The sequence below is a fragment of the Streptomyces sp. NBC_01006 genome (assembly GCF_045162725.1).
In the GTDB taxonomy this organism is placed as follows: Bacteria; Actinomycetota; Actinomycetes; order Streptomycetales; family Streptomycetaceae; genus Streptomyces.
Map to the genome: position 1 here is coordinate 7178491 of NZ_CP108700.1, position 18476 is coordinate 7196966.

Annotated in this window: 19 protein-coding genes and 2 pseudogenes; 8 read left to right on the forward strand and 13 right to left on the reverse strand. The window is 66.6% G+C overall.

Translation table 11 applies throughout. From position 1 onward, the window contains the following. Window positions 1-273: 273 nt before the first annotated feature. The 3 genes from OG509_RS32605 to OG509_RS32615 form a co-directional block, all read right to left on the reverse strand. Window positions 274-903 (reverse strand): HAD-IA family hydrolase, encoded by a 630-nt coding sequence (locus OG509_RS32605; protein WP_406186205.1) that lies wholly within the window; start codon window positions 901-903, stop codon window positions 274-276. Between the two features lie 273 nt (window positions 904-1176). Then, window positions 1177-2406, reverse strand: coding sequence for an MAB_1171c family putative transporter (locus OG509_RS32610; RefSeq protein WP_406186206.1), 1230 nt, complete (start codon window positions 2404-2406; stop codon window positions 1177-1179). A gap of 143 nt (window positions 2407-2549) precedes the next feature. Continuing rightward, window positions 2550-3068: a hypothetical protein gene (locus OG509_RS32615; protein WP_374777073.1), complete on the reverse strand. Its 519-nt coding sequence runs from the start codon at window positions 3066-3068 to the stop codon at window positions 2550-2552. Between the two features lie 624 nt (window positions 3069-3692). On the opposite strand from OG509_RS32615, the gene OG509_RS32620 reads away from it, so the two are divergent. Further along, complete coding sequence (locus OG509_RS32620) at window positions 3693-4733, forward strand: phosphotransferase (RefSeq protein WP_406186207.1); 1041 nt, start codon at window positions 3693-3695, stop codon at window positions 4731-4733. 926 nt (window positions 4734-5659) lie between these two features. Here the strand turns inward: OG509_RS32620 and OG509_RS32625 are convergent. From OG509_RS32625 to OG509_RS32645, 5 genes are all read right to left on the reverse strand, one after another. Next, window positions 5660-6553 carry a carbon-nitrogen hydrolase family protein gene (locus OG509_RS32625; RefSeq protein WP_406186208.1) on the reverse strand — a complete coding sequence of 298 codons (894 nt, stop codon included), beginning with the start codon at window positions 6551-6553 and terminating at the stop codon, window positions 5660-5662. A 502-nt stretch (window positions 6554-7055) separates the two neighbouring features. Continuing rightward, a complete protein-coding gene (locus tag OG509_RS32630) occupies window positions 7056-7988 on the reverse strand; it encodes a hypothetical protein (protein WP_406186209.1) in 933 nt (310 codons plus the stop codon). 26 nt (window positions 7989-8014) lie between these two features. Next, window positions 8015-8791, reverse strand: coding sequence for a phytanoyl-CoA dioxygenase family protein (locus tag OG509_RS32635; protein WP_406186210.1), 777 nt, complete (start codon window positions 8789-8791; stop codon window positions 8015-8017). A 1-nt stretch (window position 8792) separates the two neighbouring features. After that, on the reverse strand, window positions 8793-9368 hold the full coding sequence (locus tag OG509_RS32640; protein ID WP_406186211.1) for a hypothetical protein: 576 nt from the start codon (window positions 9366-9368) through the stop codon (window positions 8793-8795). A 62-nt stretch (window positions 9369-9430) separates the two neighbouring features. After that, window positions 9431-9625 (reverse strand): hypothetical protein, encoded by a 195-nt coding sequence (locus tag OG509_RS32645; protein ID WP_406186212.1) that lies wholly within the window; start codon window positions 9623-9625, stop codon window positions 9431-9433. Window positions 9626-10149: 524 nt separating this feature from the next. Between OG509_RS32645 and OG509_RS32650 the strand changes: the two genes are divergently transcribed. Both OG509_RS32650 and OG509_RS32655 read left to right on the forward strand, forming a co-directional pair. Beyond that, window positions 10150-10716 (forward strand): peptide deformylase, encoded by a 567-nt coding sequence (locus OG509_RS32650; protein ID WP_406186213.1) that lies wholly within the window; start codon window positions 10150-10152, stop codon window positions 10714-10716. 127 nt (window positions 10717-10843) lie between these two features. Further along, a complete protein-coding gene (locus OG509_RS32655; protein ID WP_406186214.1) occupies window positions 10844-11017 on the forward strand; it encodes a DUF6087 family protein in 174 nt (57 codons plus the stop codon). Window positions 11018-11147: 130 nt separating this feature from the next. On the opposite strand, the pseudogene OG509_RS32660 reads toward OG509_RS32655, so the two are convergent. Next, window positions 11148-11246: pseudogene (locus tag OG509_RS32660) on the reverse strand (peptidase); the annotation flags it as partial. Continuing rightward, window positions 11221-11379, reverse strand: a complete 159-nt coding sequence (locus tag OG509_RS32665) for a hypothetical protein (RefSeq protein ID WP_406187746.1) — start codon at window positions 11377-11379, stop codon at window positions 11221-11223. The gene OG509_RS32665 and the pseudogene OG509_RS32660, both read right to left, overlap by 26 nt. Window positions 11380-11589: 210 nt before the next feature. On the opposite strand from OG509_RS32665, the pseudogene OG509_RS32670 reads away from it, so the two are divergent. Continuing rightward, window positions 11590-12146 (forward strand): annotated as a pseudogene (locus OG509_RS32670) (integrase core domain-containing protein); the annotation flags it as partial. A gap of 182 nt (window positions 12147-12328) precedes the next feature. Here the strand turns inward: OG509_RS32670 and OG509_RS32675 are convergent. The 3 genes from OG509_RS32675 to OG509_RS32685 are packed head-to-tail and all read right to left on the reverse strand — an operon-like array spanning window position 12329 to window position 15323. Next, complete coding sequence (locus tag OG509_RS32675) at window positions 12329-12859, reverse strand: hypothetical protein (RefSeq protein ID WP_406186215.1); 531 nt, start codon at window positions 12857-12859, stop codon at window positions 12329-12331. A gap of 17 nt (window positions 12860-12876) precedes the next feature. Beyond that, a complete protein-coding gene (locus tag OG509_RS32680; RefSeq protein WP_406186216.1) occupies window positions 12877-14052 on the reverse strand; it encodes a NucA/NucB deoxyribonuclease domain-containing protein in 1176 nt (391 codons plus the stop codon). Between the two features lie 44 nt (window positions 14053-14096). After that, window positions 14097-15323 (reverse strand): hypothetical protein, encoded by a 1227-nt coding sequence (locus tag OG509_RS32685; RefSeq protein ID WP_406186217.1) that lies wholly within the window; start codon window positions 15321-15323, stop codon window positions 14097-14099. A gap of 1070 nt (window positions 15324-16393) precedes the next feature. Between OG509_RS32685 and OG509_RS32690 the strand changes: the two genes are divergently transcribed. From OG509_RS32690 to OG509_RS32705, 4 genes are all read left to right on the forward strand, one after another. Beyond that, window positions 16394-16597, forward strand: coding sequence for a hypothetical protein (locus OG509_RS32690; RefSeq protein WP_406186218.1), 204 nt, complete (start codon window positions 16394-16396; stop codon window positions 16595-16597). A gap of 50 nt (window positions 16598-16647) precedes the next feature. After that, window positions 16648-17280: a restriction endonuclease gene (locus OG509_RS32695; RefSeq protein WP_406187748.1), complete on the forward strand. Its 633-nt coding sequence runs from the start codon at window positions 16648-16650 to the stop codon at window positions 17278-17280. 55 nt (window positions 17281-17335) lie between these two features. Continuing rightward, window positions 17336-18073 carry a restriction endonuclease gene (locus tag OG509_RS32700; protein WP_406186219.1) on the forward strand — a complete coding sequence of 246 codons (738 nt, stop codon included), beginning with the start codon at window positions 17336-17338 and terminating at the stop codon, window positions 18071-18073. 126 nt (window positions 18074-18199) lie between these two features. Continuing rightward, window positions 18200-18412: a DUF397 domain-containing protein gene (locus tag OG509_RS32705; RefSeq protein WP_406186220.1), complete on the forward strand. Its 213-nt coding sequence runs from the start codon at window positions 18200-18202 to the stop codon at window positions 18410-18412. Window positions 18413-18476: the final 64 nt, after the last annotated feature.

The window sequence follows — 18476 nt, forward strand, 5'->3', positions numbered from 1 at the left end:
AAAACGGGACTACGAGGTCGCCCCGATATGTCGGGGCAACGTCGTAATCCCGTTGTTGTTCGTGAAAGCGGGTATGCCACCGCCCGTGACGGGCGCGTGCTCGTTTTCGCCTGTTCGGCGTGTACTGCTGCCGCATGCGCTCGTCGGGGCGGTCGGAGACCGAAGTTCTAGGGCGAGCTTGCTGCCCATGGCCGCGAGCTGACGACACTGGCGGATCTGTCGGCCGCCGGCAGCGCCCGAGTGCAGCGGGCTGGCTGCACTCGCGGAGACTCGCTACGGAGCTGCGGTGAGGTCCACGCCGAGCAGGTTCGAGAGATCGGCAACCGTCTGCTGGGGGTCCGTGTTGTGCACCCCTGCGAAGCCCAGCTGTTCTGCCGCCTGAACGTACGCCTTGGTGTCGTCGACAAAGACGCACTGCTCGGCGGGCAGGTCCATGAGCTTGAGCGCGGCTTCGAAGAGCCCCGCGTCAGGCTTACGCATCTGGTAGTGCTCGGAGATCACTACGGCGTCGTACAGCTTCTCGAGCTCATAGCCGTCGTACAGGTCCCAAGGAGCGAGCCCCACGGAGTTGGACAGGATGCCCACCTTGATCCCGGCTCGCCTTGCCGTGGCGGCTGCGTTGATCAGCAGCGGCTCAGGGCGTAGGCCACCGAAGATCCGGCCCATCAGGTTGTCGGAAGAGACGCCCAGCTTCTTGCCCGCGATCTCGTTCCACTCGGTCTGGCTCACCGCTCCGCGCTCGAGATCGCTGGTGATCCGGACGCCCTCTTCGTCCTGGTACAGCGCGGAGATGCACGCACCCTGGGGAAGCCCTTCACGCTGCTCGAAGGCGAGCACCACCGGCAGCAGGGGAGTGGTGAGCACGCCTCCGAAATCGAGGATGAGGCCGGTGCGGTTGGACATGCGGGAACTCCATTGCTGAGACTTTGGACGCCTTCCAGACCGGACAGCGTCGCGGACCCGGCTACGTGTGGCGACGGCAGCATCTGTGCGTCGCAGGCCAGGGTGCACTTGCGGGGCGGAGCAAGACCTATCAGTCCGCGGAACCCACGGTACCAGCCGTGTTCACACAGCAGTCAGTGCTTAATGTCACTAACCGGCTCCGCCATTCAAGATCGCTATGCCGCATAGAGCCGTGAGGGCAAGGCATTCTGAACCGAGAACTCGGCATTCATGTCAATCACGAGTTATTGCCCCTGCGGACTGCTCGAGAAGCGTCCGGGCCTGAGTCGTGGTTATGTGCGAGTAGACCGTACTCACTCGCGTTAGCCAGGCCGCTTCACTGTCGGTATCAACAAACGGCTTCGCTTTCAGGGGGCCGACAGCGTACCGACTGACTTGTGCGGTATCAGCAGCTTGGAGCGCAGCCTTGAACCAGTACGCCTCCGCAGCCGGCTCGGGGTCGGCGTGTGAGGCAGTCATGTCCTCTGCGGTGAACAACAATTCTTTCGGGGCGTAATATCGCAGCTTTTCGCAGGCATCGGCAATGTCCTGAGTCCAGCGGTCCAGGCGAACGTCGCTGGGGACGCGCATGTGGATTAGTTCTGCTATGCGCGATCCAGGCGGGTACAGGCTCGTCCCCGGAAAGGCTTCCACCAGGTCAAACCAGAGCGGATAGATCCTGTATAGGGTGCACCACGTCTTCCAGCGGGCAGCGGCCGCGCGGGTAGTGGGAATGCTCGCGCCTACCGCGACGATCAGGAATAGCAGGTTCATCCATACTGCTGTGGCGTCTACAAGAAGCTCCACTGTGGAGGAACTTAGGGGGAAAATCACCGCTCCCCAGAGGATGGCGACACGGGCCACTGTGTGAACCAGGCCCATCCACATCGAGACCCCCATCAAGCCCAGCCCAACGCGCATGCTGGTGTTCTCAGCCTGTCGCGCCGCTCTAGTCCATTGGTAGCCGCAAACCGCAGTCGTGATGAATGGGAAGAAGTAGAAAACGGTCATGTAGACCGCAGCACCCCATTCCCCAGCATGATCAATTAGAAAACTGTGACTCGGTGTGGTGCGGTCCAGCACGGTGAAGAATAGGATCGTGAGCAGGATCACGCCTATTGCACCTGTTTTATAGGATGCGCGAGCGATCCAGCGCGAGACCGCGACATGCCGGGGCACGACGCTCTCCGAGCTCTTCCCATAGCTGGTTGCCACGTAAGTCAAGGCTGCGATGATGGCGGCAGTGCTGGCGAAGTGTCGGAGCAGGGCACTCAGGTCGACTACGGGGATTCGATCCACCGCACGCATCGCTGCTGGCGTGTAGAGCCATAGGGCTATGGCGAATCCCGCGTAGCCACCCCAGAGGGCCCTGCGATGAGCATCGGCGTACCGAACTGCCGGGAATCGCCATACGGCGATGACGGTCATCACTACCGCAGTCAGGTATTTGAAGAAATCGAACACGTAACCAGTACATATCTACGGGCTGGCTGGATACTCACCAACCCGGAAGGCCGGCTGACCACAGCCGCGAACGGTAGGCGGACTGCGTACGGCTAAATCACAAAGCCGGAAACTCCGTCTTGGTGAACGCCGGTCACTCGCGGTTAGACTCGGCGCCGCGGTGGAGCAACGGGATGAGAAAGTGAGGATTCAAGGAGGCTCACCATGTCGTCTCCCCCGATCGGCTGACGGCGTGCCAACCGCTTTATCAGCGATGCCGAAAGCTCGGCCCGTTTTTCCTCGGGGCTATCGAAATTCACGCGCCCTTGGACCAGAGTCGTTGGGAAACGCCGAAGAACTTCCTCGCGGATGTGTTCAGGTACGTATCGTTCAATCTCGGCAGCCGTCAGGTTAGTTCCGTGGTCCAGCCATTCATGCGCGAGCTCATGGAGGATAATGTGCTCGGTCTGGCAGCGACTCGAGCGGCGGCGGTAGAGAATAATTGTGAACTCTGGTGCTTTGACCCGAAGACCACATGCCGTGCCCAAGCCCCCATCAGGATCATCCATTGGCACCAGGCGAATCTGGCGGCTCAGCGCATGTTCCATATTCCGCACCAGAGCCTCGACGCTAAAGGGAACGGGGATAGGGAGATCGGCGAGCAGCCTCTCGCATTCCTTCACGAGAGCGCGCCGTGAAGGATCCCGACGCCAACGCATAGTTGCTCCCTTGAAGTGTCACTGGGGTGTCCGCTGTATGTCCCCTCGATCCCGATATCCGCACGGGGGCGCTAGTAGCCAGGAGCTCGCACATGAGGTGCGCGGCGGCCGGGCGGCGCATCCTGCCGACGCCTGATCTTACTAGGAGGGAAGGGCGGGCCACACAGCCGGGCGTGTTATGAAGGTCACCAAAGCACAATCAGTGCATCATCCGAAAAGATCGAAAATTCGGACCGGGCTTGATCCAATTTGACAGACATCGGAGATCAGGTCCTCTGGTCCCGGAGATGATGTCCATCATGGAGAGCACGAGGAATGAGAAGCCGCGCCCACGTCGCTTGTTTGCTGAGCTCCTGCCTCATGGGATCCCGATGGGGTGGAGAGCGTAGGAAGACCCCGAAGCGTATTCGTTCGGTGGCCGCGACTTCGTAGCCAGGGCGCGCAGTAGGCAGGCCATGCGCTCCCACCCCAGGCGGGCAGGACGGTCGCACCGGGCCCGGCTGGGCTCCCTTCTCCAACCGGGGGAACGCCGGTGCCTGGTATCGGACTTCTACGCCAACAGGCTGCTGAGGCCGATAGCCTGTGCAGGTGAACGGTGAGACACGGCAGACTGCCGCGGCGGATACCGTCGCCGGGGATCTGGATCAACTCGCCCTATCCTTTGGTCTGGGGAGCCTGCAGGAGCTGAGGTTCCTGGATGCTGGCATGATGAACCGCAACTGGCGTCTGACCAGCGATGCGGGGGTGTTTGCCCTGAAGCAGCTGCAGGACGTCCCAGCGGTGAAGGCACGCCGGAGCCTGGAGACCCTGACGCCCCTCGCGGAGGCGGGGCTGCCGGTGTGCGCGCCCCGCCCTACGGAATCGGGTGAGGTCCTGGCATCGATCGGTGCCCACACGTACTGCCTGCTGCCGTGGATCGAAGGGACGCATCGGAGGGCCCTTGAGCTGACGGCCGCCGAGGTTCGGGTTCTGGGTGCGCTGGTCGGCGAGATGCACCGGGCGCTGGCGGACTCGGGCTTGCCGGAGCCTGGGGCGGTGCCCCGGGCCAAGGTGGTGGCGCCGCAGGCGGCGGTGGCCGAGGCCGACCAGTTCCTGGCCACGATCAGCGCGCTGTCGGTCCGAACGCCGTTCGACGAGTTCACCAGTGAGGCTCTGCGCCGGCGTAAGGACCTGATCACCCGGTTCGCCGACGCTCGCCCGGCGACAGAGGTGCCGCTGGGGCCGGTGGGCTGGACCCATGGTGACCTGCAGCCGTTGAACATCCTGTGGGACCGCGGCGAGGTTGCGGCGGTGCTGGACTGGGACCGTCTCGGGGTGAGGCCCTACGCCGAGGAGGTGGTCCGTACGGCGCAGGTTTGGTTCACCCTGCCCGAGGGCCGGCTCGACCTGGAGCGCGTGGGCGCCTTCGTGGCCGGTTACCGCGGCATGGTGCCTTTGGACGACGCGGCTCTGGAAGACGCGGAGGCCCGGCTGTGGTGGAAGCGCGCGAGCGACTTCTGGCAGCTGCAGTGGCACTACGACAAGCACGACCACGGCCCGGACGAGCTGTGGATCACCGGGGAACGCCTGCTGGCCTGGTGGACCGATGAGCGGGCGCAGGTTCGGGCATCGATCACCGCCGGCGGGTAGGCGGGCCACCGGGCAGTAGCCCTTCGGCGGCGGGTCTCGGCAGGAGCGGATGCAGCCACTGCTGTGCCCGCCGACCGAGCGTGCGGGGACGGTCGTAGTCGAGAGCCTGGATCATCTCGATCCAGGCTGCTCTTCCTCGACGGGCAGGCAGTGCAGCGGACTTCGTCGCCGATTGCTTCAGGGATCCCACCGCGCGCCGAGCCGACGGCCGGCAGGTCGTGCAGGGCGGTTTCGATGATGACGAGGGGGAAGGCGTCCTACACCAAGGAAGGCACCAGCAGCACCCTGTGGACGGGGTAAACGGTGCCATGTCGTATGTGCGTGGCACGTAAGTCACGTTCGGGTACGGACGGAAGTCTCCCGCGGTGTCCCACCAGCCTGTGACTAGGGTGAAGTGCCGCTCAGGCAGCCTCTTGATCAGCCGGTGGAGGAGAGCTGCCCCGTTCTGCGGAACGGGGTTGACCATGAGGATGTCCCCCGTCCTCTTCGGCCGGCCCTGCGGGCTGGGCGGCGCGAAGGGCGGGGGGAGGAGCGCGGCATGCTGCTCGGCAGGCGTGCGGCGGCCAGCACGGTGCTGAGGCTTCACCGGCCTTGGGAAGCTGTGATGCGGCGGGGCGGAAGGAGATGGCCTGGGTGCCCAGGAAGACCACCGGATGCACCGTCACCATTCTCCGAGATGCGGCGCATCGGCCCCCTTCCGTAGCCGCGTTGATCCATCGGGTCGCCGCCTATGCGGCGATCAGTTCCTTCGTCGTGCGCAGGCGCACGCTGCATGGGGCCTGCTCACCCAGGGCTTCCTCGCTGGCGGTCAGCTGCCTCCGCAGCCATCGCCAGTGCTTCCTGCCTGCGTCCGGCTGCGGTTCTCTGCCAAGGAGCGGCGCAAAGGCGTTGGATATCAGGGTTGGCCGCCAGTGGCGGGGTTGGTCTCAGAAGGTCGTGCGGGTGTCGCTGCGGGCGTCGCCGACTGGGATCCGCTCGTCGTAGAGCCCAGCGCGAGCTAAGCGGCGCCACGGGCGGGCGTAGCGAAGGGCGACGTTGATGTCCTTCTCCTGCGAGTCAAGGTCGATGTCTGCGACGGCCAGGGCTGGACGTCCGTCTGCGGGGCAGCGTGCCAGCCACCGTCCGCCGGGCCCCACGATCCCGGACGGCACCGTCGCGCTGAACTGCGCCGGGACGGAGTAGCCCAGCCAGTAGTTGTAGAGCGTTCCGTACGCCTGGGCGACGCGGGCCCGGGGCGCGTCGTCGACCATCACCGACAGCAGGACGCAGTCGACGCCCAGGCGCTCGTACTCGGCGAACACCTCGGGGAAGTTGGCCTCGATGCACAGCGCAAAACCGAACCGGATGCCATCGACCTCGAAGACGAGCGGCTGCTGCCCGGGGGAGTACAGGTAGGAGACCTCGGTGTCCGACAGGAACCGCTTGTCGTACCGTGCGACCAGCCGGCCGCGGTCGGAGACGATGTAGAGGCTGTTGTGCGGCCGGTGCGGCGGCGTCAGCGGGTGAATCGACCCGAACACCGTCCACAGGCCGAGCTGCCCCGCCAGCGTGGCGATCGACTCCGCTTCCTTGAGTAGGACATCCCACGCGGCACGGCTCCAGTCGGCCGGGACCAGCTCGCCAGCCGCTCCGGCCGCCATCACGTGCTTGCTCGGGTAGACGATCGCCCCCTCGGGGAACTGCACCAGCCGCGCACCTGCCCCGGCGGCCTCGACCATCAGAGCCCGGATCTCCTCCCCGGCTGCCCGCAGCGCTCCTCGCTCAGTGGGGTCCTCCGGCACCGTGCTCTGCGCGACCGCCAACCGCAATGTCCTCGCCACGCCGTGGACGGTACGGCACGCCCAGATCCACGGCCAGACCCCCGGCGGACCCAGGCCAGCCCTGGCCGGATGCAAGCAGTCAACTGTTCGACGGCGCGACCTCTCGGCCCCGGCGAAGCCGGAACCCGGCCCGCTGGATAGCGTCGCGACCGGCTCCCGACCGCAGAGCTGTTGATCGTCTCCAGGCTGGTGGCGCGCCGCGATCGTGGCCGTGGCGGTGGGGGGAGTCGTCAACGACTGCGGACCGCCTGCGCGAGTGCGCTTTCGACGTCGGGCAGGTTCTCGAGCAGCCGCTGGGATGCGGCGTGCCGCAGCAGCCAGAACTGGTCCAGGTAGAGGCTGGGACGGAGTAGCTCCCTCGCGCGTGGGGTGGAGACCACCGGGCCTGGCGGGGCAGGATCGCTGATACTGCCTGGCGGGCGCTGCGGCGTGGGGGGGTAGAAACGCAAAGCCCCCGTCCTCCGGATGCTGCTTGGGAGGGCGGGGGGCGTCGTCCGGGGTTTCAGCGCCAGCCGGTCCGGTATCGCAGCCACTCCAGGGCGGCAGCGGCGTGAACTGCCCTGGAGTGGCGCAGGAACGGAGCCCCCGGCGGATCGAGCATGAGAGAACACCACGTCCAGTACCCCGCCAGTCCCACGGCGAACGCGGTCAGCACATCCGGGTCCGGCTGCGGCAGTCCTGCCACAGTCGCTTCAGCCTGTTCGGGTGTGTGTCCGCCGACGATCAGCGCGGGCACCAGAACAGCAGGGTCGATCCAGTCGGCTCCCCGGAAGCGGTACGCCCAGTCGATCAGGACGATGGATCCGTCAGGCCGGCGGATCATGTTGTCCGGCCGGATATCCCAGTGGACGAGGGTGTCTCCCGCGCAGTCCGCGTACCCGCGCTGCTCCGCTTCCACGAGGGCAGCCATGTGACGCACTGCCCACGGGTCGAGCGCTTCGGCTCCTTCCTCGACTAGGTCGGTCCACCCGGTGAACCATTTAGCGAGAATGTCCGGCAGTTGAACAGAAGGGCTCAGCGGACACGGGGTGAGCATCTTCGCCGCCGACTCCATGGCGCCCACCACGGCTTCCACGTCCCCGCCGGGGCGGAAGACCGGCTGCGTACCAGGAACGTCCTCCAGACACAGCAGCCACCACCCCATCCCCTCACGCGGGGCCGCCCACCACAGCAGCTCCGGCGCGATACCTGCCGGTAGTGCTGCGGTCGCGGCGACCTCGTCCGCGTAGTGCGGCGCGAAGGGGTGCTCGTCGCCCATTCCCTTGAGGAACATCCGGCGGCCGTCCTTCAGCAGCAGCCGTGAGGCCAGACCCGGTGTGTAGCCGCCTCCGCAGGTCTGTGCTTCGGCGACGGGGGAGCCCATCTGACGTTCGGCATACGCGCGTACCGCGTCCGGCAGTGACGCCCAGTCGGGACGTACGGAGGTGGCAGTCATGTGCGCCACTGTAGGGAAGAGGCGGCTCATCCGTACGGACCTTTTCCGTGAAACCCGAGGAGCCGTGTCAGCCGGCCAGACGCTCCGTCCAGGACGTCGTCGGGCATGCGGTAGTTGACGAAGGGGTAGAAGCGTTGGCTGATGAACCGGCGCCCGTACGCGGTGGTCAGCAGGTACCGCGTGGTCTCCGATTCGTTGAGGGCACCACGGTGCCAGGTCTGACTGTTGACGAGGTAGACGTCTCCCGGCGAGGCGAGCAGCGAGACGTGGTCCGAGCCCTCGGGGAGGTCGGGTTTCCACGGTGGCCTGCTGCCGGAGATGTGGCTTCGGGGGACGACCTGGGTGGGGCCGGATGTGACGGTGCCGATGTCGCTGAGGGCGAGCATGACGTTCAGCGAGAAGCACGGGACGGACGCGGCGCTCTCGGCGGGGCTGCCAGTGAGGAATGGGAAGAACAGCTCATCGTCGATATGCCACTTGGTGATTCCCTGGCCGGGCGGGATGCGGAGTGCGTTCTGGGAGATCATGTGGCAGTCCGGCCCGAGGATCTTGTCCACCAGGTCGGCGATCGGCGCGTAGTCGACCACATCGCGGAACGCCCGGTCGTACTCGAACATGCGCATCAGGCTTACACCGCCCCGCAGTAGGTCCTGTTCGGGATCTGCGGAATGCGTGGCGGGGTTCTGGTAGCGCTGTTCGATCAGATCCCGAAGGTGTTCTGCCGTGTCGCGCGGGATGAGGGAGGGCAGTATGGCGAACCCGTGCTCGTGAAACGTCGACAGGGCACCTTCGGGATCGTTCACGTCAGCTCCTCGCGGGCATGGTGGCGTAGTCCTCTTCGGGAACCTCAGGCGGCATGTGCTCCGCCCCGACCCAGATGCGGTCGCTGAAGTCCTCGTACTGCTCGGTGTTGAGGATGAACGCGTGCCACACCATGTCCACGGGACCTGACGGCGCGTTGCTCTCCTGCGGGTACAGCATGGACAGCGCCACGTACTGGCGGAACTCGGCGATCAGCGGGATGGCGTACTTCTCGAAGAAGTAGTCCCGGAACTCGGTGGCCTTCTCGTCGTCCGCGCGTTCGAAGTCGCCTTCGGAGGGGTTGAACACGAGCCATTGCCGCATGATCTCTGAGGCCCAGAAGCGACAGTGCTTGTCCCACTGCCCGAACCACAGCAACAGCGGAAGTACCTGCTCGTTGTCGAACAGCCGGCCCTCCCGCAGCAGACGACGCGGGCTCAGTCCCAGAAGCAGGAAACCCATGTCGTACTCCTCCAGCAGCGTTAGGCGCTTGCGGAGGTCATCGTCCATGTCCGGCTTGGCGGTCAGGCACGTGTCGACGATGGAGCCGTGTTCGGCGGTCAGGATGATCTTTTCCACGCTTATCCTCCGATCGGGAAAGGGCCGGACGCCGAAGCGCCCGACCCCTCGGTGGGACGTGACTAGGCGGTGGTGCGCGCCGTCGTCGTCGTGATGGCCGGCGTCACGCTGTAGCACTTCGAGCAGGTGTCCTCGCCCGAAGGCCACATGCGGGTGTCGCGGGCGCCGAAGACCTGGTCCATGCGGTCCCGGGTCTGGTGGTAGACCGACGCTCCGGCGGACCCGGTGTTCTCGTTGGAGGCGATGTGTCCGCGCATCGTGGTTCCTTCCTTTTCGGTTCCCCCACCCGGGATCGGATGGGAAGTCTTCGAGTAGATCCGCAGCGGCCATCTGATGGAAGATGGTTTCCGGACAGCGGATCTTCACCTGGCCTACCGGAGCATCAAGTTGACCAGGACGACACAGACGACGACGTAAGCGGCGACGGCCAAGTTCTGGCGCATTCTCGCTACCTAGGCCGGCTCCAGGTCATCGATCTGCGCGAGGTGCTCGTGACCGCCACCTACCGGCCGGAGCCACACCTAGGTCGGATCTGAGTCCAGGTAGGTCACTCCGGAGCCGACCTGGGCGACCTCGCCCGTGGTGCCGGTGGCGGTGTCGGTGGCCATGACACGGACCTTGATCCATGCGGGCTTGGGCATCTCCTGCTCCTCTTCGACGTGGAAGGCGTGACGTGGACAGCCGCGGGTCGGTCACAGGCCGCGAGGCTGAAACGAGTCGTCCTGTGCCGCAGCGTGGGGCAGAATCTCGACGACCGTCCGCGAAAGGGGAGTTGATCCTGGTGCGACCCAGCCAGCAGATGCGCGACCTCGGCATCGTCCAGTACGGCGCCCCCACCCTGTCCGAGCCCGCCCGCCCCTTTGCGCTTCCCGCCGAGCGGGAGACCGCCGACACCGTCATCGGCCAACTCCTGGCCGCGATGGAACGCATCCGCCGCGCGCATGACTTCTCCGGCAAGGGGATCGGCCTGGCCGCCCCGCAGATTGGCATCGGCCGGGCCGCGGCCGTTGTCCAGCTGCCCGGCGCCGACCCGATGGTGCTGCTCAACCCCCGTATCACCGCCGCCTCCGAAGAGATGGACGAGAAGTTCGAAGGGTGCCTGTCGTTCTTCGACGTACGGGCCCCGGTCCCCAGACCCCTGCGGATCACCGTGGAGACGGTGACGCCGGAGGGCAGCATCGCGACCGCGGTCTACGAGCGGGGCGCCGCACGACTGATCACCCACGAGATCGACCACCTCGATGGGCTACTGCTCCTGAACCGGATGCGGCCCGGCGTCCTCCCGGTCCCCGTCGAGGAGTACCGGAAGACCGCGGAGGCCACCGGCCGGGCCTGGTCGTACGAGTAGAAGGGACAGATGTCCGATCGTGGGCAGGCACAGCCGTCCCGGGCCGCCGGACCAGCCGTCCCGCGCGGTCCCGCGTATCGACCCCGACGACCCGCTCGCTCTCTATCACCGGCGCAGGCGTGCGCCGATGGACGTCTACCGTCGGCACCGGCCCGTCGGCGGCGGGGCGACCCATGTGCGACCCGAAGAACCGCGGGTCCTGGAGTCCTGGGACGGCTTCGCATATGCCCCCGAGGGCACCGCGCCGAACCTCGCGGCCGCGCAAGCCTGGGTGGCCAGCGGACCAGGACCAGCCGCGTAGGCCATCCGCAGCCATCGCCCCGGCGTCAGAATGGATTTCGGCGAATTCGGCCCCTCCGACGATGCGAATGCGGATCATGGAGGCGTGGAGGACTGGCACGACTGCAACGACCCGGCCGAACTGCGTATCCGAACGGGGCGTAGATCATGCCCCGGATCGTCCCGCCCTCCTCCTCCACGTATGCCCCGTACTTGAGGGCGCCGTCAAGGAGGGCGAAGAGGTGGGGGGCGGTGCCGTCGCGGCCGCATGACGAGTGTTTCGCGGGCCACTCGCTCGGCTTCCTCGTACTGGCCGTTCTTGCGGAGGGCGGTGACGAGGAGGTTGCGGGCGGAGGCGGCGTGGGTGGAACCGTCCAGGGCCATGACGACGGCACGGGCCAGTGTGTCCGCGTGCGCGTTGCCTGATTTCACCGTCAGCCAGGCACTCGCCAGCAGGGCACCGCGGGTGACGTCGTGGCTGGCTCCGAGCGCGCTCTGGCCGAGGCGAACTGCCTCGCGGGCTAGGTGTATTGATCACGAGCGTTGTTGACACTCCGCGGGTCTTGAACATGGCGAAGACCTCCGGTGTGGTGGGAGCTGGGCCGGATCCCTGACGGCGGCGGCCACCGGGTCATGGACCGCCGGACCGCGATGGACAACAAGATCGCCACCACCGGCGAGCGCAAGAGCTCCAAGCCGGTGATCGGCTACTCCTACGTTCACTCCGCCGTCGACGACCACTCCCGCCTCGCCTACAGCGAAGTCCTCACCGACGAGCGCCAGGACACCGCGACAGGCTTCTGGCAGCGGGCCGGCGCCTTCTTCGCCGCCCACGGCATCACTGTCGAACGCGTCCTGACCGACAACGGCTCCTGCTACAAGTCCAAGCTGTTCACCCAAGCCCTGGCCACGGCCGGCATCGCCCACAAGCGAACCCGGCCCTACCGGCCGCAGACCAACGGCAAGGTCGAACGCTTCAACCGCACCCTCCTGGACGAATGGGCCTACCTACGGCCCTACACCTCCAACGACGAGCGGACAGCAGCCCTGGCAGACTCTTCCACACCTACAACCACCACCGCTGCCACACCGCACTGGGCGGACACCCACCCATCAGCCGCGTTAACAACGCTGCGGGTCAATACAGCTAGGGCGTCCGCCTCGATCCAGCGGCCCTGCTCGCCAGGATGCGGGCGCCGCGCCGGATCTGGCGTAAGAGCTGTCCCCCAGGCTCGGTGGGGCATAGCAGGCGACCTGGGGAAAGGGCCCGTGCCTCCGCGCGGGTGGATGGAAGTCGCGGGCCCCATCTCGTGTCTGGGAGCAGTCCCCAAGGCTATTCGTCGTCCTCGTCCTCGGGTTCGGATTCCCTTACGAACCAGAGGTCGAGGGTGTACTGCTCAGCCGTGGAGCACTGTTTCCAGGCTGCTCCGATCTGTTCCGCGCCCCATTGCTCATCGACAGCGCGCTGGAGGCACGTGTTGTAGTAGGCGGCCGTGGCTTCTCGTCCGCTCCATGTCGCGTGCCCGTCGTAGACGCCGGGTCGGGGCAGGTCCATCATGCCCGCCGGCCCGAAGGTGAGCTGGTTGACGACAAGTTGGCCCGTCTCCGATTCCAGGGAGACAGGGACCGTGCCCTCAGCGTCTTCCAGGGGCTTCTGGGGGGTATCCCAGACCCTGATGGTGACCTGCACTTCGATGTCGGGTTGAAGGCTGTGCAGGTAGAGGTGATAGCCGTTTCCGGCGACTACCCGGGTCCTCGACTGCTGCAACGCCTCGTCGTCGCCAAGGTAGGCGTCAGAGTCGTAGACCTCCACAGTCCCGCGGTCCGGTCGGGCGGTGGTGGTGTACTCGGTGATGAGGGACACGGGGGCTCCGTCACTGCTCAGGGAGTGATTTTCACGTAGAACGCGTCTCCGTCGAGGACGCGGTTCAGGGTGAACATGTCGTTGAGGCGGCGGCCGCCTGTCTCGTTGTCGGTTCCCTCGATGAGACGCGCGGAGAATCGGTTCCCCGGGGCGGCGGCGCCTTCCTTCGTCGAGGCGAAGGGGTACTCGTCGCATTGGAGCTTCGTCCCGCTGTAGTCGCCCCAGACATCGTTGCATGTGGCGATCGCGTTCGCGCGGTTCTTCTTCTGCTCCTCCTTGTCGATGAGGCGGTGCAGAGGTTCCGTGGCTCCGGGCACGGTCTTACCGGCCCAGGAGGGGAAGGTGCGCTCGGGAAGCTGCTGGGCGTCGAGGATGTGTCTGGCGCTCTGGTCGACGGCAGGGTCTTTCAGGCTCATCACGAGTTCGACGCGGGCTTCGGTGAAGACGGTGCCCTTGTGCTTGCCGGCGGTCGGCCCGGCGTAGTCGAAGCGGACGCTGGAGTAGGCCATGACAGGATCCGTCCAGGGCACCGCGGTAGGTGAGGACACCCGCATGTCCAAGGTGATCATCCCGGTGACGACCTGGGTGTTGGCGGGGTCGAGTTTGCCGGTGTCGGGCGAGGTGTAGTTGAGCTGCCAGAAGGGTTTTGTGGTCCACTGCGCGATGTTCTCGCTGCGGGTGGTGACGGCCGGTTTGGTCATCTGGGGGTTGGGGCCGCTGGCCGAGGCGTTGATCGTGTGGCTGAAGTTCTGGTCGATCTTCCACGTCGCCGGATTCTCGCCGGCAACCGCCTTGGTACGGATGTTCTCGATACTGCTGGTGTAGTCGACACGGCGGGATCCGTCGTAGGAGAAACCGAGGATCCACAGGTCGAACCAGAGTTCGCCCCTCAGGCGGCGCTCCTTGTCCATGAGCTTGAGGTAGACGGGCTGGTGCACGCACGTTTCGAAGCGGCTCTTGACCCAGCCCTTGCGGGTCTTCGCCTCCGGATGGGCGGCGCACTCGGTGCGCAGGTCCTTCTCCTGCTGGCCGACTGCGGCCGTGGCATTCGGACCACTATGCGGAATCGTTTCTGCATTGGCTGGACCAGCTGTTCCGAGGCCGGCTGCGAGCATGAGCACGGTGGACAGGACCATCGTCGCGGTTCGGCGCCGGCGGGGTCGGCCGGGCAGGGGCGGGCGACCGTCAGGCACGGAAGGCTCCTCGGCTATGGGTGGGGCGGTCACGGCGGTGGTGGTCAGGAGCGGCACAGCTGCCCCCAACAGGCATCCAGGAGCTGGCCGGTGCTGGCCGAGTAGGTGGCGCGGAAGCCCTGGAAGGTCAGACCACGCTGCTCCAGTCCGTGGTTCGGTGCCGATGACTCCACGGTCACCACGGCGGTGTCGGCGGCGGCCGGTGACTGCGAGCTGAGGCCGAACGTGGCTGTGGCGCCGGGGGCTCGGGTTCCTGTGGTGACGCGCAGGGTGTTCTGAGCAACTCCGAAGGACGCCGCAGCGCTGGCGCCGATGTCAGCAACTTCCCCCGGGGTGCTGTCCGCGCGCGCGGAGGAGCGGGGGGCGTTCCGGAGCGCGGCGGCGTTACAGACCTTGGCGGTCTGCACGCATGCGGACAGGCCAGGGACAGAGGTCAGGCAGGCGTCAGGGTCGGTTGCCAGGCACCGCGACAGTGCCTTCTGGTCGACGCCGTTGAGCGTTCCTGTCGCCCGGGGAGGCAGCGGGCTCGCCTGCGAGGTGGTGGTGCCGGGTTTGCTCACGGTCCACTGAGTGAACTTCGTGGCGTCCGTCAGCTTCGCATTGAAGCAGTACGGGGCGGTGTAGACGGCCGTCGGGTCGGAGGGCAGTCCCTTCGACTGTCCGCAGATTCCCAGCGTGGTGACCTGGGCGGTGTCCGCGGTCGCGGCGCGGGACCAGGCTTTGTTCTCCGCCATGAACTGGACCCGGTTGGCGATCTCCGGAACGGTGACGTGCTGTGGTCCCATGACCTCCAGGCCGATGTCGATCCGGTTGGAGTTCCCGCGTGGGACCTTGAGCTGGTCGGTGGTGCTGCCGACCCAGTTGAAGTCGTACAGCACGTCCCACTGGTCACCGCTGGCCTGGCGGACCGTCATGTAGGTGTGGTTCATGTTGTCCGCGACCGCCGGGTTGATTCCGGCCGTGATGGCCTTCGTCTTACCCCCGCTGTTGCCCAGCTCGGTCCATCGCGGCCCGTACGTGCTGGCCGTCGGACCGGTCTTCTCGGCGTAGAGACCGACCTCGATGGAGTTGGCGAACATCCCTCCTTCGGTGTTGGGGACCATGCGCAGGTAGTTCGACGCCTGCGCGGACCCGGCGTCCCCGCCGCTGCCGAAGGTGATGGGCACGTTCCGCCAGGTCCCGAACGCACCGATCACCGGCTGACCGGGCTGGGTGCACGCCACCGCCCAGAAGAAGATGCGGGCCTGATGGGTCTCGTTACAGCTCTGCACCGGTGCGCTGGCGCTGGCAGGCGATGCCGCCGCCAGTGGCAGAAGCACGGCCGACGCCACCGCCGACAGAGCCGCGAGCAGCCTTCCCCGTAAATGCAAGATTCCCCCTACTTAAACATGATCATTTAGATGGCCAGGCGAACCTATCGAATCGATGCATGCAGCAACCGGTCTGTCGCCGGATTGACCGGAACCGGAGGATGGCTGGCTCAACTACCGCCCCGGGAACCCTCGGAGACCGTTTGCGGGCAGGCAGTGGTTGCCAGGCGGGAGCTCAGCCGGCGCGCCAATCATGGCGACGAGCTTCTGGCGGGCGGGCCCGGCGATGGCGTCCCGGAGTGGGTGGGTTACTTCGACGCGGCCGAGCACGCTGACGCCCGCGCGGTCTCCGCGCGCGACCTCGCCGGACTGTGCCGTGGCAGGCATCATCCGCGAGTATCCGCTTCGAGGGCGCGCTGAAGCTGGTTGCGTGGGCCGGAGGCGAGTGTGCTCACCCTGCTCCGTACGTTGCATCCCGGGCGCCCGGGATGTAGGCGGCAGGGCCGCCGGGACCATCCGGGAACTACTACGGGGCCGCCCTCGCGGACGCCTGGAGGCCAACCCGGTCATCCGGCTGCGGGAGATCCAGCGAGTCCTCAACTTCGCCGGTGCCATTCTCGGCGGCCAGGCGCCGTCCAACAGGCTAGTTTGGTCCGGCTGCTGCCGTGCTGCCGCGTCGCGATCTGACGATCGGCAGAGCCGCATTTCTCGCCAACTGCGAGCCGCTTCCCAGGGGCAGTCCCTCGGGCGTTAACGCAGGTAGTCCGCCTCTGGCGGGCAGCGAGTCGGCGTCGGCCGCACCAGGCAAGCGGCGTGAGCTGGTGCCGCATAAGGTGAGAAACCTCAAGGTCACAGCGCCGTACGGAGAACATCCCGCCGCACGCGGGGGCGGTGGTGCTCCTCTGGCCGGTTTGTCGTCGCTGCGTGCCGATCATCATGATGATCCATCAGTTTTTGTCAGTGGCCGCTGATACACCCATGTCCAGGAGGGCAGCCACATCAGGTTGCCAGGCCACAGGAGGGGGAACGGCATGCCGCCGGAGGGGTTCCACGTCGTCCGTCAGCACGTCCGCCGTAATCCGAGGGGGTCGCGCGGGAAGAAGCTGGGCGGCTGGACGATCGCCGGCATCGCCGCCTTCGTCTGGCTGTGGGGGCAGGTCTTCGGGTTCGGCGAGGCCGAGGCGGACAAGCCGACCTCCCCCGCGCCGTCGGTGTCCGCTTCACCGAACCGGTGAGGGGAGGAATCCGGCTGCGGCTGCGCAGGCCCCGCGGTCGCCGCGAGCAGATGGCAGCCGCCCTCGTCGCCGTGGCGGTCGTGACCATGCTGGCCAAGGCGGTCGGCGCCGCGTGGGATGCGGCGGTTGGCGGGTGGCCCGTCGCTGCCGTGCTGGCCGCCGCGGGCCTGGCCGGTCTCGGCTGGCAGCAACTCCGAGCCGTACGCCGCCGGCGGACGCAGGCCGATCTGCTCGTAGTGCTGCAGATTCCGCTCGCTCGGATCGACGCGCTCAATGATTCAGAGTTCGAGTTCGCGCTTCGGGACCTGTTGATCCGAGACGGGTGGTCGGCACGGCAGGTCGGACAGAAGGGCGACCAGGCCGCCGACGTCATCGGCCGGCATGGCCAGCGAGGCCGGATCGTGCTGCAGGCCAAGCACACCACGGTCGGCGGCAAGGTCGACTCCAAGGTGATGTACCAGGTCAAGGGGACCGCCGGGCCCGTCCACGGTGCTGATGTCGCGGTCGTGGTCACCAACGGCGGCTTCACCCGTGACGCCAGGGCGTGGGGCGATCAGCACCAGGTCCACTGGGTCGACCGCGAACGGCTGCGGCTGTGGGCCGAAGACGGCGTCCCGCTCCACGACCTGCTGCGGCTGCCCGTCCGCCGACCGCGCAGGACAGGAGCGCGACGCGCCGCGTAGACCCGCCGGAGGCCGGCCCGTCGGAGAGACAAAAGAGGGAAGAGGGGGAACGCCGTTGTTCGACGAGGACGGGTCGCTGGACCCGGTACTGAAGTTCATCCTCTGGTTCATCCTCGCCGTGGCCATTGCCAAGGTCGCCTGGCAGTGGCTGACCGAGGACGTCTGGCACTGGTTGAGCGTGGACGTATGGGGGTGGGTCAGCGAGGACGTGTGGGGCTGGCTGATCGGGCACCCCTGGTGGTTCTCGCTGATCATCCTGGGCACCCTGGTGGTGCTGTGCTTCGTGTTCTTCTCCGACCGGACCGTCTACGTCGACTACAGCGACGCCGAAGACGTGGAGGAGGAGTATGCCACCGCGCCGGTCACCGAGGCGCCCAGCGTCCTGACGTTCCGGATGAAGCAGCTGACCGCGATGAGCGCGGACGGCTTCGAGCAAGCGTGCGCCGACCTGCTGGCCCGGGACGGGTTCGTGCGCGCCCGCCGAGTCGGCGGCTCCGGAGACCTGGGCGCGGACGTCGTGGCCTGGGACCCAGACGACAGGAAAATCGTTGTGCAATGCAAGCAGTACACCAACCCGGTCGCGTCAGGGGCGGTGCAGAAGTTCAACGGCACCGCGGTTCCCGAACACAGCGCGGACGTCGCCGTCATCGTCGCCCTCAACGGCTTCACCAAGCCCGCAACGGACTTCGCCCAGAGGCACAACATCGTCCTCATCGGCCGGCCGGAGCTCAAGCGCTGGGCGCACGGCGAGCACCTGTACGCCGTCGTCGACGAACAGCACTCCCCGGCATAGTCCGCACCGCGAAGTGCGCAGGTTTCAGGGGTTCGTCCGGCGCTTCGACATCCTCGCGCAGGGCGCCCTGCCGGCCCACGAGACCCCCGCCTTCCTGAAACGACTAGCACGAGAGGTAACAGAAGCATGACCAGCACCGACACCAATCGCCCATACGGACAGTGGTTCAAGTCCTCCTACAGCGGCGACGCCAGCGGCAACTGCCTGGAGGCGTGCCCGCAGCCGGGCGCCGTTCACGTCCGGGATTCCAAGCGCCTCGATGACGCCCAGGCACCTGTCCTTGACTTCTCGAACGCTGCCTGGGCTGCGTTCGCCGGCCACGTCGGCAGCTGCCACTAGTTCCGTGGGTGTCCTCCTCGCTCACATCGAGGAGGACACCCCACCGGGCAGCTTGCCGTAGGGC

Excerpts from the sequence above, each read along its gene's own strand:
- OG509_RS32665 (WP_406187746.1), bottom strand. The coding sequence starts at position 11,379 with ATGGCCCTGGACGGTTCCACCCACGCCGCCTCCGCCCGCAACCTCCTC.
- OG509_RS32695 (WP_406187748.1), top strand. The coding sequence starts at position 16,648 with ATGGCAGCCGCCCTCGTCGCCGTGGCGGTCGTGACCATGCTGGCCAAG.
- OG509_RS32630 (WP_406186209.1), bottom strand. The coding sequence starts at position 7,988 with ATGACTGCCACCTCCGTACGTCCCGACTGGGCGTCACTGCCGGACGCG.
- OG509_RS32605 (WP_406186205.1), bottom strand. The coding sequence starts at position 903 with ATGTCCAACCGCACCGGCCTCATCCTCGATTTCGGAGGCGTGCTCACC.
- OG509_RS32705 (WP_406186220.1), top strand. The coding sequence starts at position 18,200 with ATGACCAGCACCGACACCAATCGCCCATACGGACAGTGGTTCAAGTCC.
- OG509_RS32655 (WP_406186214.1), top strand. The coding sequence starts at position 10,844 with ATGGACGTCTACCGTCGGCACCGGCCCGTCGGCGGCGGGGCGACCCAT.
- OG509_RS32690 (WP_406186218.1), top strand. The coding sequence starts at position 16,394 with ATGCCGCCGGAGGGGTTCCACGTCGTCCGTCAGCACGTCCGCCGTAAT.
- OG509_RS32645 (WP_406186212.1), bottom strand. The coding sequence starts at position 9,625 with ATGCGCGGACACATCGCCTCCAACGAGAACACCGGGTCCGCCGGAGCG.